Source organism: Fontibacillus forbon, assembly GCF_046559655.1.
Lineage (GTDB): Bacteria > Bacillota > Bacilli > Paenibacillales > Paenibacillaceae > Fontibacillus.
On record NZ_JBKGFV010000001.1, the window covers coordinates 1,198,375 to 1,213,724 of the forward strand.

The following is a 15,350-nucleotide window of genomic DNA, read 5'->3' on the forward strand; positions in this document are numbered from 1 at the left end:
TTACACTCCTCTCGGCTTAATATTTGTCGTTGCGTACCAACCAAGTCGCTTCTTATTTTGAGGATCTTCATAGAATCCAAAATTGAAACTGTAGTTTCTACCGAACAAATTTACGGAAGCTTCAGTCACCATACGGTAAGTATTATTTTCACTCACCGACAATTTGAAGGCATTCGGCATGACCAAATTCATCATTTCCTGCAATGCCATCATCCCTCGGCTGGGATCTACTCCGGGGATCTTTATCCCGCAATAGACTTCTTCATGTGCATTCCATCCAATAAGGAAACTGCCGACTAATGCCCCTTCCGGTACCAATTTTCCCAAGGTTCCCAAATCGATGGCATATTCAAGCCCGTACCAGTTCTCATCATGATGAGAACCGCCTAAACCGTCTAGTTTTATTTCCATATACCCCGCTTGCTTCCATTCATCTTTGTTTTTTGCAACCATTAACTTGCGCAGGCGTAGCGGAAAATGATCACCCAGGCTATTAATGCGCTGAGCGCTTTTGTCAGGATCGAGTTCGATCTGAAACGGATCAAAGCCAAAGGTCGGTGGAGTAAAAGGATCACTTACATTAAATTCCATGGTGATTCCCAAATTATTGAACAATAAACCGTTATCGCCCTCCCCATACCCCAATATGTCCATGGCCTGAATGGGACCGATTAATTTTTCGATAAAGGACTTCCAGCCCCAGATCGAGAATCGCGATTTAATGTTCTTTATATCTGTGGCATCCGTAGTTTGAAAGCTGACCTTGATCATCTTCATAGCTTCTAAAATCGGGTGAGTACCTTTCATTTTGGCAATAGTTGCACTGTCCGTTTGAAAAACATAGGAAGGGACTCCTTCGTGCCTTTCGATAGAGCCGGTTAATGTCACAACCGGGTCTTGGGTTGGATCCCCGATAAACATCTCGGTTTCATATAACTTCCGAATGAGAAGCTGCATTTTTGACTCGAAAGTTTCGATATTGGAGTTTTCAAAACGTGCTTTTAGTTCGGTTACCCGAAATCCGAACGGTTGGCTCCCCCAAACATCGGCATCATCTTGATAGTGGATATACCCAAACCAAGAACTTAGCTTGTCCATGCTTAATCCGTCATCTTTCCATTCGACCCTGCCGCCATTCAGGCCGATGTGATGAGCCCGGAACGGTTTCTGCGGATTTATGCCCCCGAGCAATCCAATAAGCTCCATCGGCATATCTTCTTTTCTAATATCCACATTTAATGCCAATATGCCTGTCCAATCCGGTTTGTGGCATAGGCGGTAAAAGGGTATAAGCTCCGGCGGCAGTCGATCCTCTTCTTCGTCCACTCGGCAATAACTTATCAGCGCATCGGAAAGCTTGCCCAGCTGTTGTTTGTTAAATTGTTCCGGATTTCCCCAAAGGGCGGGTTTCTTCAGCCATTCGGCCAGCTTTCCCGGGGCATACTTCATAATTACAATGTTACGGTTATCGCGGTTCTCGGGATCTCCCGGAAGAGATTCAGGAATATTTATTTGAAACGGCCAATCCGAAATAGAGATTTTATTACTAAACTGATTCCAGTGCGTCTTACTGTTTATGGACATCACAAGAAAGAGGCGGCTGGACAGCATAGTGTTACGAAAAGTATTCGATAGCCCCATGAATTCAACTCTTTCCCTCTCCGGTCCAAGTTTTGACGAATCGGGATTCCTGTCATTCTGGCCAAGCACAAGAGTATCCCATGAGCCCGCCGATTCGCTGACGAGCAACCCTTGCGGAGTTGCGGACCAGCCGTCTTCCGAAGATGAATTCGCCGTACGTGCGGCGCTTGCGGACTCGGAAAAACGGTCCATGAGCCGTTTTCGGTTAGGAGCGATGGCCAACCGCTCAAAGGACAATGCCGCCTCCATATCCGGGGCATTTTCCCTCCGGATTCCTTGAAAAGGGACTAGAGGCACACTATGGTCCTCTTTCATCCAATCATATAGTTTGGGCTCATGAAACCTGCTCACTCCATCCGTTAGAGGCCGATGATGGGGCTCTTCTTCTGGCTGTGAGGAATAAACGATCGGCGGCGATTCCGGCAGCCTGTTCTCGCTTGGCCTAATCGATATCCAGGCTGTAGAAGCGGAGTTCTCTAATTCGGGAACCGACAACAACTCCCCGGAATGTGCCGGATCGGCAGGCCAATAAGCAGCGCAGCCAGGCACAAACAACATACGATCGCCCGCATAAGCACCGAAAGCGGGATTGAAAATTACGGACTCGGTTCCTGTGGTGCCGCAGAGCAGATTTGTGGATTGAACGGGCTTTTCAATGGATAAGGAGAAATGCCCTTGCGGAATTGTATAGGCTGTTTGTTTGTAATCGGGGGAAAATACCAGTAGGGCGCTGTCTGCCAAGGGGCGGGGCTCCTCGGATATGGATTGATTGTCAAACTCAAGTTGCGGAAGAAGCGTGATCTTATGCCCGAAAGAGGTGCGGAAGTGACTGGGTAACAGGGGGATTATTGAATCTTTCGTACGATCAAATGCCATATATGAGCGCAGGCCGGCATGCGGAGTCCGAGCAAATTCACGGTTATACGGGTCGGTCGGATCCAAGGATACGCGGAATAATAATTTTAATCCCGGCGTCGGCTCAAATACGGGATAGAACTGCTCGGGGACGGTTGGGGTTGGTTGATCCTTTTTGAGATAAAAGTATTTCAAACCTAAGTTAAACTTGCTATTCAATTCTTCCGACGCAATTTCGACGGTAAACCGGAACGTTCCTCCATCTTTGCCGCCGAAGGGTAAAAGTACCGCAACACTTTGGATAAGCGGTTGCTCGTCTAGTTCTTCCATAAATCTAATATTTTTCGATTCCCTGTTAAATACAAACTCGAGTTGTTCTTTATCCGAATTAAATTTCACCGCTGTGTTGCTGTCAATGATAAATGATATGCTCTCTCCTAAAGATACATCATAATCCTTAGCAGATAGATAATCCGACGGCCGATTGGGTTTTAATCTTACAATAGGTCTTTGTATGGAGCCATCGGGGTTGAGCCATATCAGCCAGGTTTGGTCATGTTGATCTCCCAACAGCTTTATAGCCTCGTTCAGATCGGCATAATCCGGCTCCGAAACAGCAAACACGAAGATGCCCTTGTTATTCCAGGCGTCGCCTAAAGACAAGGAATTGGATTGAAGTGTTCCTCTTGGCCGGAATCCCCGCCATCCTACCGTATCCATTTCTGCGGCAGCATAGAAGCTGTAAGTATGATCCGTAGGCAAGTAATGAAGAGCGGATTTCATGGAATGTCACCCCTGTATGTGTAAACTTCTTGTTGTTCTATGGGCATTCATTGCCTTCATGAGTCCAGCTTGCTAATATTCGTGGCTGGATGTTATGCCAGATATTATTAATCATAAACATTCCGTCTATGCATAGTTTGCCGCAAACATGAAATTGAGGGATAAACAAGTCAATACTTTTTATCCAGACTTGCTGGACCGTGCTTTTGGAGTGGTTTCCGTTTACCGGGCACAGAAGGACATCATGTTCTTCAATATTTTGATTGAACAGGATCAAGGGATCTTCATTTCTGGAACCTTGCTTGTAGTCCCTCACCATCCAAGTATTAGTGGACAAATCCGAGAAGAAGACTTCGGCAACATTTAAAAAACCTCCCGGCACGTTTTGATGAATATCGACTGAAATTTTGAGCGGCCCGCATTCATGCGTGCGTCCTATATGTTTTAGAATACCTGTTGTATCTGGACATAAAGGCGTAAAACCTGACCATGCTGCAATCAAATAAGTCAACGATTGGGGAGATCTTCCGAAATAGTCGGTCAAAATTCCCTGTACAAACACTCTGCCGCTGGTCTTCCCCACATCAGGAACATAGCTGATACGTACCCGGAAAGTTTGCGGGCAATCCCGTAATCCCGATACGAAACAGGCGTCTTGCTCCAACTTATCCTGATCCAATAAAACCCGGGTTTCGGACGTTCCCTGAACAATCATATATGAGGATTTTTTGCGAAACTGTACTTTGACTAAATCGATCTCGTAACCTCCCAAAGAATACAAATCTACGATAGCCTCTATTTCATGATCGCCTTTACCTATTACAGTGTGGCAAATTAAAGGATCTTTGCAGGGAGGAATTTGTCTTGGATTCGTAAGTTCTTTATTCATAGGGGACCTCTCTTTCGCACTTAGCGCATTGCTTCGATTTATTCATATGCTAAGAGAGCCCATTTGGTACGTGTACATGCTAATAGGTTTCTAATAATCTGACTAGGACTACGAAACGTTGTTCGATTGACCTGATTCATCGGATTCTTAAAAAATTTAAAAGATTAAATAATAAGCTAACGTGCATGCGAAACATGAAATGCTTGAAATGTCTTTTTGGATTTCAAATTGCGCGTATAGTACTTTTTCTTTGATGCCACCACCCGCTCCCGGGAATCCTGGGTGTAGCCGGCCGCCAACGATTTCAAGCTTAATTGCTTCTCAGATTAAGTTCATAAGTCTGTTCGATGAGACGTATCCCCCAAGATTCGTTTTCTTGTTCGGCTATCTTTTTAAAACCTGCTTTCTTATACATGGCAATAGCCGTCTTCTGGTCTTCCGTTGTTTCCAAAAAAATACGCTGGTAGCCCATTTCTTTGCAGTAACGCATCGCCTCTTGAAAAAGCGTTTTTCCGATGCCTATTCCTCTGTAATCCGGATGCAGTACAAACCACCGGAGCTGTGCTTTTTCATTCGAATGGCCTATGATCGCTATACTGCCAACAATTTCTCCATCCTCTTCCGCTATCCAGAATCGATCTTCGTCCTGGTTGTAAGTGCGGAGCAAATCGTAAAACGTCTTACAGACATATCCTTCAAATAAATGATTATAACCGCATTCCATTGCATAGATCCACCCATGCATATGAATAAGCATCCCAACGTCTCCTGGTTTCAATATGGACCGGATGTTTACGCTTCGCTCTTCAGGATTGCCAGATAGCGCCCTTTCAATGGCGGTCATACTTCTGGCAATGCTCTTTTTTCTTTGATTCGGCAGTTTGACGATCAAATTGCGAATCTGGTCGTCAGACAAGGTGTTCATTTTTGACAATGTCTCTTCTCCAAAACTCGACAAGTACAGCAAAGATGATCTACCATCGTTTGGTGATTGGACGCGATAGGTAAGGCCCAGCTTTTCAAATCGTTTGAGAATCCGGCTTAAATAGCCCGCGTCAATACTTAGAAGGTCGATGAGCATTTTGGCGGTGCAATACTCCGTATTAGCGATTTCGTAAAGCACCCGAACTTCTGATAGTGAAAAATTGCTGTCCAGAAGATGCTTATCGAGCAACCCGAGGACCTTTGTGTAGAATCGGTTGAATTTTCGAATAATCGGAATTATAGATGTTTCTGAATCCATAAGGAGGCCCCCTAGCTTAACTGTATTACAATAAACGCAATGCATTTACTTGACTAAGTCAACTAAATGCATTATATCGATTTTACTTGACTAAATCAACTAAATGAAATTAGAGCAGTTTCATAACTTCTTTGTTTCCTCCAGCACAATTCTTCACAGTATCAGTACCGTCAAAAGCCATCATTCTCAAAGCGTTTTGCTAAATAAAAACACTCCAGTTCAACTTCTCTACTCCTCATATTCAAAGCAATTTCTTTCTGTCCAACCATTCTCCAATTTCGATAATATACTTCCTGAATAATTGGGGATGCCCTCCGACATCATTCCTTTTTTCTTCCCCTTTACTCGAAATGTAATTATATTTTAATTTAAACTGCCGTTTGTTTAACAAAGGCAGCCGATCACAATGATCGGCTGCCTTCTAATTTTGATTGAGCTATTGTTTCCCGCTAGCTTAGCTTAATGGATCGCCGTTATAGTCTTAATACAACCTACCACTTATACGTTAATCTCCCTTTACTTCATTATCGTTCGGAATTAATTCATAAAGGGCACGAACATCACAACCGATGGAATCGGCGATCGATATGGCAATTTTGAGTGGCATCACTCTTTTGTTTTCAATAAAGTCGTAAACTCGTTCCGGTTTGAAAAGCAAATCTTTTGCCAGCCATTCCGCCGACTTTCCGGATTCCATTAATCGTTCATTCAATAAGCATCGTCCTAGTTCAAATTTCAAGCAGCGATAACCTCCCGCATAAGATAACTTAACCTTAAGCGTTGTCCATTGCCAGCATGAATATACTTCATAAAGAGCCCCATAACAATAAAGTTCCCATGCGTCTGCCCAATTTGTAGGGCGAGTTCCAGCGCCGGGAAATCCTTTTCCGGAAACCGAACCTCAAGCATCCTGCCTACGGTAAAATACAATAGCTGCTGTCATAAAGATCAATGTCCATAATATTAATATGCCTGTACCTTGCATAGGCGTAAGGACATTTACTTCATCAGAGGAAGGCGCCATATACATATAAGATCCTGCCGTATCCGGAAAAAATTTTGTAATACGAGGTAAATAATCTCTCGCCAACGGACTGACAACGAAATAAAAACCAAGCAATATCACTAAAGTTGGAGTGGTTCGTCTTAATAAAGCTCCCATAGCTGCACTGAGAAGTGTGGTTAATGTTAGATAACCCGAAGCACCTGCTAATGCTTTTATCACGGTGTCTATTTCAAACCCTACTGCTGTGTCTCTCATCCTTACAAAGGTATAGAGCACACCGGATGCAGCAATAATAAACGCTGCGGGAGTGGTTATGATTGCTAATGCCAAATACTTCATGGATAGTTGAAGCCCACGCCAAGGTATCGTTGTTAATGTAGTTCGAATCTGTCCACCGGAATACTCCGAACAAGCAGCTAAGATCCCAAGAATAATGAACCCTACTTGAAGATATCCCATAGAGGCAAGCCCTATATTCAATATACTTTGCGTTCCTGCTGCACCTTGTAGACCAACCGAAGTAAAAGCTGCGGCTAAAAGTAAATTAAGAATGAATGTGCCCATTAGAGTGAGCCATGTCCATGGTAATGTTACTAATTTATCCAATTCAGCACGAAGGATTCGTTTTATTTTTCTACCAGAAGAGACACTCATGCTGCAACGTCCCTCCTAAGGAATACAATAGCCGCAACAATGAAAAGAACGATTACCCAGGCAAACATGACTAAACCGCCTGTAAACGGGGCATGAATTCTGTCGCTCATAGACATAAACATGTCCATGCCGGCCCGATCCGGTAAGTATAACGCCAACCTCGTAACCTTAGAAAGCAGGAAACTGAATGATACAACGGATGTATTTATGATGAGAACAGCAAGCGGGATTATGCCATTTTTAGTCAGAACAGTAATCCCAAATGCTATAAGAGCGGTGAATGTCCAGTAACAGACAGCACCGAGCAGTTTAGACCCTTCAAATGCAGGGGTATACTCACCAAGAACAAGATGGGTTGCTAGTACAGTTGTCATAATAGCAACAATACTAAGCAGTATGCTAATTACTGTCGCAGCGCCTGCTTTTGCCAGCAAAAAATGAAGCCTTGATGAAACAACCGTTAAGCTTGTTGTAATCTGTTGTCCTCCACCAGATTCACTGCTCTCCGTCAAATACTCACTGCTGACGGCAAGCACACCGAGAATAATGACACCTTGCAAACCAAGAGCTAATCCAATATATCCAACTTCCGATAGCCGTGTGCCAACTCCAGCAAGGATATCTTCTTTTTGTGCCATACTGTCCAAGGCAGCTATGACCGCTGGGGCAAATGCTCCAATAAGAAAGGCAAGCCAAATGCCCGGCAAGGAGAACAATTTGGATAGTTCCGCGTTGAATGCCTTCATACCGTGTCACCCGCTTTGCCAGATGTCAGGGCAAAAAAGGCTTCCTCCAGCGAGGAATGATTACCTATAACTTCTTCCAAGGTTCCGTCGGCAACAATTTTTCCATGCTTAATAATCACCACGTCATCAACCGTCTCCGCAAGTTCTCCCATTAGATGACTGGATAGTAACACGGTATTTCCGGATTCAGCACGTTTACGTAAAAATGTCCGAATAAAGCGAATACCTTCCGGATCGAGTCCATTTACAGGTTCATCTAAAACCAGTATTTGGGGATCACCCAGCAGCGCAGCCGCCATTCCTAGTCTCTTCCCCATACCCAGAGAATACTTCCCTACTCTTTGACCCGCTGCATCAGCAAGACCTACGATTTCCAGAACTTCCTCGACACGTGAGCGAGACAATCCTGCGGCACGAGCAATCCAACGCAAGTGTGCCCGTCCCGTTCGCCTGCGGTGAGCTCCAGATCCATCAAGTGCGGCGCCTACGGTAGCTAGAGGATTATGTAATTCTGCGAATGGCTTGCCATTAATGAGTGCACTCCCTGAGGTGGCACGATCCAACCCAAGCAGGATGCGAAGTGTAGAACTTTTACCTGCCCCATTCGGACCTAAAAAACCAGTTACTCTACCAGGTCTAGCCTTAAAGCTGATGTCCGATAAGATTTCATGAGATCCGCGATGTTTAACCAGGTTATTAATTTCAAGCAACCATAACACTTCCTTTCTGTTATGGTTCCAATTATAGAGAAACAAAGTTACATCTCGTTTTTCAACCTGTTTACTTCTGGATTACCTTTAGGTTAAGCTCTACCAATAGTTACTTTTGTGCCATATTCATTTGATGTAAAATTCGCTTTCAGATTCATTTTTTTCAACATATAATGACAAGTCGACAAACCTATCCCCGCCCCGCCCTCATGTGAAGATTTATCCAAACCGGGACCTCTGTCCGCAACAATGATCAGTTCTCTTTTTACATCCACCACAATGTTTGCATATTTCCCCTCTGCTGCATGGCGAATAATATTTTGAAACAAATTATCCAGAACCCTTGTCATCCATTTAGGATCTGCTTCCCAATAAAAAGTCTCCTCTGCCGGTAAATCAACATCAAGCTGAAATCCGTTCTCTTCCAATACTGGATACCATGCGGCAACAGATGCTCTTACTAAACGTACAATGTCTGTTGAAGCAGGAATATAAGGATGTTTCCCTGATGTAAGCAAGGTATAGGAGAGTAGATCATCCATTAGATCTCCGACTCTTGTTATCGTATGGTTGATCTCAGTTAAGGAATGCTGTCCTTCTAAACTCATGGATTCATTATTTAATCTGGTGACATGCCCTCTCAAAATGGTAAGCGGCGTTCGTAAGTCGTGAGATAAGTTCGCGATGAGCCGATGTCGTAGCAATTCCTCTTCATATGCCCGCTTGCGGCTTCCCTCAAGCTGATGAATCATCCAGTTAAATGAACTTCCTAACTGATCTATTTCATCCATACGATCCGCTTGAACAGATATGGGCTCAGGAAAGGAGTTGTTTTTAGCTGAAAATGACATGATTTCCTGCAAGCAGGCGAGGCGTTTTTGAAGTTTCAAGAAGAACAGCCAAGATAAGATAACAAATGCGACAATAATAAAACCGAACAATAGCACGGTAACGTAGAACAGATTTAATGTATTTACATTTTTTTCATGGAGATCTGAAACCCCAAAAAACGCACTGATGAAAATAAGCATTATGGGTGGAAAAAAGATAAATAGAAAATGTACTTTTAGGAAACGACGAAATAAGGATCTGTTTTGCTTCATATTTTCACCCGATAGCCTATTCCCTTCAACGTTTCAATGATCTCCGGGGAATCGGGATGACGTTCCAGCTTTTGACGCAGCCGGTGGATGTGTACCATTAATGTCTTATCACCGGTTATGTATGCTTCTTCCCAAATAGCTTCATAGATTTGTTCTTTTGTTAAAACTTGATTAGGGTGGCGCAGGAAATACATTAATATTTGATGCTGTTTCCCTGTCAAAATAATTTCTTCTCCTGTCCGTTTGTCAAATATCATTTGACCTTCCGGATCTACTTCGATCTGATTTCCTAATGAAATTCGTTCGGAATGTTTTCCACCTTTTCTACGGATTAATACTTCTAATCTTGCAACCAATTCATCCGTATGGAAGGGTTTCGTTACATAGTCATCAGCAAATTGTAATCCGTCTACTTTATCATCGATTGATGTACGAGCAGATAACAGCAAGATAGGAACAGCGGGAGCCGCCTTTTTTAATCGTTTTCCCACCGTAAAACCGTCTAATCCGGGTAACATGATATCCAAAATAACGACTTCATACTGATTTACTTCTTTTTCGGCTCCTTCGCCAGAAAGCAGCCAGTGAACCGAAAACCCTCGCTGTTCCAATTCTTCTTTGACCCAACTGCCTATTTTCTCATTATCTTCAATGTATAATACGCTTCTTTTCAAGTAACATCCCTCTCTTTAAATAGAGTTTACTATTAGACAGATTAAAACAATTTAAAAAATGCTTTCCAGTTGATACTATTTTATCGTTCGTTAATGTGACTATGAATTGTCATCCAACATTTATTTACAATGACATCCTCGCAATTAGGATACGTAAAGATATTATGGCCAGGCATAATTAAAGAAAAAAAGCGCTCAAAAACCTGGCGCTTTTTGTTGTACCAATATAATTACTATAAAAGCTCAAGCATCGTTTTGATTTTGGAATTGAGCTTTAAGGTATTTAGAATGAGTTGTAATGCTTTAGCTCTAGGAGCTTTGCCGTCAACATTCAAGTCTCCTCAGTCATTGTTCATTCCCTATCTCATAGATTTTTTGTAAGGTATGGATGTGCAATATTCTTTCATCATCATTTTCTTGGAGTTTGTTTCCCGATCCTGCGTCCATATACCACTCTACAAGCCTGTATCCGAACATAAGTAGAATCAATTCATAAACGCAGTTATCCGTTATGTGTGAAATATCCGTAAATTCCGAAAATCCCTTGTAATACGCCGGGATACATCTATGGTAGTATTCAACCATATGTTCAATATCGGCTTCGTCCGCGATAAGACTTGCCATATCTTCACCTAAATAGCCCCACCCCGTGGTATCCCAGTCGATGAGTATGATTTTACCGTCCGAATAGATTATGTTTGCCACCCAAAAATCCCTATGGCACAGCACGAGGGGGAGCTTATCAATCCGGTTGAATATTTCGTCTGCGTTTTCATCAATGTCGATGAGCATTTTACATAGGTGTTTCGGGATTTCGCAATCGTCTGAACGTATATAATCGTACACTCTATTCCATGACCGATAATGGAGATAGAAGTTCTTCATATACTCTACCTTGCTCAGGTTGGTCAAGTTCTGTAAAAAAGCCGGCTGTTCGGCATATAACTTGCCTTGGAACCGTCCTAATTCCTCGGCTGCGCGTTCATACATATCGCCAGTCAAGTCTAAACCCGATATGCCGTCGATATATTCCATCCATATTTGCGTTTCGTTTTCTCCTTCGTTCATTTCTAGGTGATAACACTCAGGCCAACGGAATGATTCAGAAAACAGAGATCCGAAATTGGATTTATAAAAATCATATTCCCTACGCCATGAATCGGGATCGCCGTAGCGTTCAAATTTCTGCTGCGTTTTTGAAACGATTTCATAGGGTAATTTCCTGCCGTCAGTGGTTTCGGCATTGCCCGTTACAAGCTGTACATCCCCCAGTGTACCTCCATGTAATTGTTTGATTTGGAAATCTGCACAGATTATTTTTGTACCGAGCGTTTTGTTTAAAACCTGTGTCAAAGTTTCGGCTTTTATTTCGCTCATTATGAAGTCCTCCAATCGTATCTGCTTTGCAATGTAATAACATCATATTTGAAAAGAAGACAACGATGAAAGGTCAACTATAGATATAGCCATTCATTACTCCGGGACGAGATTTATTCCCTTCAAACATAAAAAGCCGCCGTATAGGCGACTTCTTACAGGAATACAAAACTTCTGAATATGTGAATTAATTCAATGCATATTTTTTGAAGTATCACTACGTACAAACAATAAAATAATTTACCGCTTTAATCCAGTGGCACGAATTGAAAAACAAAACTGAACCTCTCTTCCTCCCCAGGCTCGCTCACATGAAAATCTATGCTGTGCCAAACAGTCTCCCGGCCGAAATGGCCACGGTACACATGCCTGGCAATGTCCGGCTCCAGGATTTGGCCGTCATATTGAATCTCGACACCGCTACCCGTTGTCCCGGGAATGCGCATCATACCCGGCCGCACCGTTTCCGGGCGCCGCCAGGTCGCAAAACGTTCCGTCCAGCACTCCGGCGTACCCGCATACCGGTATTCGTCCGTCAGCTCAAGCCGGGGCCATTCTTCCTTATGCCACACCATCGAACGGACCAGCCGCTGTAGGCCTTCAACTCTGTAAGCACCGGACAACTCAAGCGTTAACTCGTCCCTGTCCGCCGCAGCCGAGGCACGAAGTACCGTCGAGCTGTGATCCGGCCCCTCCCGTTGATACTTACCGTCAATGATCGGGACCGAATGCCCCTGCGATCCATTACAGTCATATCCATAGCGACCATCTCCAAAGTAATCGGCCGTGTATTCCCCGCTGCCGAGATCAGCGGCATATATCTCTCCCTGTCCATACAGAATGAAATGGCCAAGATCGTTATGATTATGCGGCTCACCGTTATTCCCGCTTTTGGCGGCGAAGCCGAACGCACCCGCTTTGGATTGATGCCGCGAGACGAGCCAAGCAGCGTCTGGAAGATAATAACTGGCGAGGCTCCAGTCCTGAACCTTCTTCTGCACTTGCTCTTCCGGCTCTTGCTTTTGGTTTTGCTCGGCAGTCTTCTCGACCTGCGCCTTCCCCTCCGCATTACGCATCATAGCACTTTGCCTCTGCAGCAACCTTTGTCCGTGTGCAGCATTTTCGGTTAATGACAACCCACTGATGTCTTTGGATCAGATAAATAATAAAGAAGCCTTAAAGAAGGAGAACTCCTCTTCTAAGGCTTCTCATTCAAATCCCATGATTAACTTTAATAACAGTCTTTAGATCTTTAATTATTTGCTGATGGGTTGACCTGCAAAAGCTTGAGCCTGTAACGGAGCCGTCAAGTATTTTGGTGCTTGAGCAACGAACGCCTGAAAATGGCTGCTTGCATTGTGAGCCGCTACTGCTTCTTGGTCTTTCCACTGTTCGATCATAAGATAGGTGTCATCCTGATCCGTATCCTTCAGGAGCTTATACGATACATTCCCTGCTTCCGCGCGGGATGCTTCAATAAGTTCTTGTACGGACTCCAGAAATTCCGCTTCTGCTTCGCGATTAACTTTCATTTCTGCATGAATAATAATCATCGTAGTCAGAGCCTCACTTCCACTGCGCAATTCGGTCAATAGGAAGACGACTAGTTTTGCGTGGCTCTTTAGCCGCTTTACCTACGGAAATGAGCATAACCGGTACATAGCGGTCCTTTTCCATACCAAAGGCTTCAGCAATACGGGATTTGTCATATCCGCCAATCGGGTTTGTATCATATCCGTGGGCGCGAGCGGAAAGCATAAGCTGCATGGATACCAGGCCGCCGTCAATAAGAATCATTTCGCGAAAAGCTTGGGCCGGGATACGGCTGAAAAGATCAGTATAGTTAGCCATGATTTGTTCTTTAATCTCTTGTGGCATAAAGCCTTTTTCTACATCAGTACTCATAATATCGTCAGCATTGTCAAATGCGTTCATATCGCCGAACACAGCAATGACTGCAGATGAGGTTGTAACTTGGTTTTTGTTGCCTGGCGCAAGTTCTTCAAGCGTCGATTTACCTTCCGGGCTATCAATGACAAGGAATCTCCAGGGCTGAAGATTAACGGATGACGGGGCCAAAGTCGCTTCTTCCAACATTTCGGTCATTTCCTCACTGCTGATTTTGACCGATGGATCGTATACGCGCACAGAGTGCCGGGTAGTAATAATTTCTTTAAAATCATTGCTTAGGGTAGTTGCAGTCATGTTATTCTCTCCTAATCTCTATAGTTAATTGGTTTTACTGGTTTATTTCATTTGTTGAATCCGGCTGTTCAGCTTCTGTAGAGCTTGAACTAAACCAAGTCGTTCCGATTCCGTGAGGTCTGCCTGGAGTTCCTCCAGAAACCGGTCTTTCTCCGCTTTAAACATCGCTACTTTACTTTGGCCTTCTTCGGTCAGCTGAACTAACGTAATCCTGTTGTCGCTCTCACACCTAGTGCGCATAAGGATTCCTTCTGCTTCCAATTGCTGAACATGACGGGTCACCGCAGCTGGATCAATAGACACAGCCTTTTGCAGATCCGACTGGCTAATTTGGCCACCTGTCAGTTTACAAAGGAGTTCGAGCCGATTGGGACTAACTCCAGCACATCGTTCAAACCGGGTCGCAATATGCTTGTTTAGATGCATTAGCAAGTACAGCAGATCTTCTGTATGACATTTAGAAATGATAAAGACCTCCTTTAACCCATTGACCCGTCAATAGTTGATGGGTCAATGATAAAACATTCTTTACAGAAAATCAAGAACTTTTCCGGAAAAGTAGCTAGCATTAATTTCAACTTATTTTTATATAAAAATGGTCGTAGGCTTATATACTGGTTCAATGCCATCAGGGTGACTCGTTCGATTTTTCGGCATATGCTAATCAAAAACAAGAGGTGATACTCTTCATAATGAAATACAAAAGCAGCACGATCAAGAGTAAGTGGACGAAAACCCAATGGTTGCTTAAAGATAGCTATATTAAAAAGTATATCCCAATCACATTACCCTTTAACAAAAAAAATCTTTCCAGCATGCTTGCCAACTACACCACCGTCTTCTTTAAACCCACAAATGGATCGGGCGGAAATAACATTATTCGTATCAGCAAAACCGCCGGTGGCTACCAAACCCAGTTGAACACAACTAGAAAGTCATATTCAACTACAACTCAGTTGTTTCGTGACCTGAACCGCTTTGCGGGGACCAGACCTTATCTTTTGCAAAAGGGAATTCGATTAGCCAAAAGCAATGGAAAGCCATTCGATGTCCGGGTTATGGTTCAGAAAACCAAACAAGGAACTTGGGCCAGCACCGCCCTCTTCACCAAAGTCGGCAATCCGAAGAAAGTAGCCACCAATTATAATCAAGGCGGCACTATTGGAACATTCCGCAATACAATGAATGGTGCTAAATTCAGTTCCACCTTTACTCCACAGCTGGAGTCGGATCTCAAAAGACTTGGCGTTGCCGTTGGCAAAAATTTTGACCGAAATTATAAAGGATTCAAAGAACTCGGTTTGGATGTGGCAGTTGACTCCAAAGGTAAAGCCTGGATTCTGGAAGTGAACACGCGGCCGCAAATATACCCACTAAAAGCATTAAAAGATAAGAGCTTATATCATAAAATTCTGTCTTACGGGAAGCAGTATGGACGTAATAAATAACCGAAAGTTAAACCGT

At 43.6% G+C, this 15,350-nt stretch carries 15 protein-coding genes; 1 reads left to right on the forward strand and 14 read right to left on the reverse strand.

The window, feature by feature from the left end; all coding sequences use genetic code 11:
• The 14 genes from ACLB09_RS05535 to ACLB09_RS05600 form a co-directional block, all read right to left on the reverse strand.
• Positions 1–3,066, reverse strand: coding sequence for a hypothetical protein (locus ACLB09_RS05535; protein ID WP_410768755.1), 3,066 nt, complete (start codon positions 3,064–3,066; stop codon positions 1–3).
• A gap of 250 nt (positions 3,067–3,316) precedes the next feature.
• On the reverse strand, positions 3,317–4,168 hold the full coding sequence (locus ACLB09_RS05540; RefSeq protein ID WP_410768756.1) for a hypothetical protein: 852 nt from the start codon (positions 4,166–4,168) through the stop codon (positions 3,317–3,319).
• 310 nt (positions 4,169–4,478) lie between these two features.
• Positions 4,479–5,411: a bifunctional helix-turn-helix transcriptional regulator/GNAT family N-acetyltransferase gene (locus ACLB09_RS05545; protein WP_410768757.1), complete on the reverse strand. Its 933-nt coding sequence runs from the start codon at positions 5,409–5,411 to the stop codon at positions 4,479–4,481.
• Between the two features lie 505 nt (positions 5,412–5,916).
• Positions 5,917–6,150 (reverse strand): transcriptional regulator, encoded by a 234-nt coding sequence (locus tag ACLB09_RS05550; protein ID WP_076106729.1) that lies wholly within the window; start codon positions 6,148–6,150, stop codon positions 5,917–5,919.
• Positions 6,151–6,312: 162 nt separating this feature from the next.
• Positions 6,313–7,071, reverse strand: coding sequence for an ABC transporter permease (locus ACLB09_RS05555; RefSeq protein WP_410768758.1), 759 nt, complete (start codon positions 7,069–7,071; stop codon positions 6,313–6,315).
• On the reverse strand, positions 7,068–7,817 hold the full coding sequence (locus tag ACLB09_RS05560; RefSeq protein ID WP_410768759.1) for an ABC transporter permease: 750 nt from the start codon (positions 7,815–7,817) through the stop codon (positions 7,068–7,070). Before ACLB09_RS05560 ends, ACLB09_RS05555 begins: the two co-directional genes overlap by 4 nt.
• Entirely contained in the window at positions 7,814–8,527 is a 714-nt protein-coding gene (locus ACLB09_RS05565) for an ABC transporter ATP-binding protein (RefSeq protein ID WP_410768760.1), read from the reverse strand. The genes ACLB09_RS05560 and ACLB09_RS05565 overlap by 4 nt, the downstream gene beginning before the upstream one ends.
• Before the next feature lie 92 nt (positions 8,528–8,619).
• The gene (locus ACLB09_RS05570) at positions 8,620–9,630 is read right to left on the reverse strand and encodes a sensor histidine kinase (RefSeq protein ID WP_410768761.1); all 1,011 of its coding nucleotides are present in this window, start codon (positions 9,628–9,630) and stop codon (positions 8,620–8,622) included.
• A complete protein-coding gene (locus ACLB09_RS05575; RefSeq protein WP_410768762.1) occupies positions 9,627–10,304 on the reverse strand; it encodes a response regulator transcription factor in 678 nt (225 codons plus the stop codon). Before ACLB09_RS05575 ends, ACLB09_RS05570 begins: the two co-directional genes overlap by 4 nt.
• A 345-nt stretch (positions 10,305–10,649) precedes the next feature.
• Positions 10,650–11,681, reverse strand: coding sequence for an aminoglycoside phosphotransferase family protein (locus tag ACLB09_RS05580; protein WP_410768763.1), 1,032 nt, complete (start codon positions 11,679–11,681; stop codon positions 10,650–10,652).
• Between the two features lie 248 nt (positions 11,682–11,929).
• On the reverse strand, positions 11,930–12,760 hold the full coding sequence (locus ACLB09_RS05585; protein ID WP_410768764.1) for a heparinase II/III family protein: 831 nt from the start codon (positions 12,758–12,760) through the stop codon (positions 11,930–11,932).
• Positions 12,761–12,937: 177 nt separating this feature from the next.
• Entirely contained in the window at positions 12,938–13,234 is a 297-nt protein-coding gene (locus tag ACLB09_RS05590; RefSeq protein WP_410768765.1) for a putative quinol monooxygenase, read from the reverse strand.
• Between the two features lie 13 nt (positions 13,235–13,247).
• Positions 13,248–13,886, reverse strand: a complete 639-nt coding sequence (locus ACLB09_RS05595; RefSeq protein WP_410768766.1) for a nitroreductase family protein — start codon at positions 13,884–13,886, stop codon at positions 13,248–13,250.
• Between the two features lie 42 nt (positions 13,887–13,928).
• Entirely contained in the window at positions 13,929–14,312 is a 384-nt protein-coding gene (locus ACLB09_RS05600) for a MarR family winged helix-turn-helix transcriptional regulator (protein WP_410769007.1), read from the reverse strand.
• A 266-nt stretch (positions 14,313–14,578) separates the two neighbouring features.
• On the opposite strand from ACLB09_RS05600, the gene ACLB09_RS05605 reads away from it, so the two are divergent.
• Positions 14,579–15,334 carry a YheC/YheD family protein gene (locus tag ACLB09_RS05605; RefSeq protein ID WP_410768767.1) on the forward strand — a complete coding sequence of 252 codons (756 nt, stop codon included), beginning with the start codon at positions 14,579–14,581 and terminating at the stop codon, positions 15,332–15,334.
• The last annotated feature ends 16 nt before the right edge of the window (positions 15,335–15,350 follow it).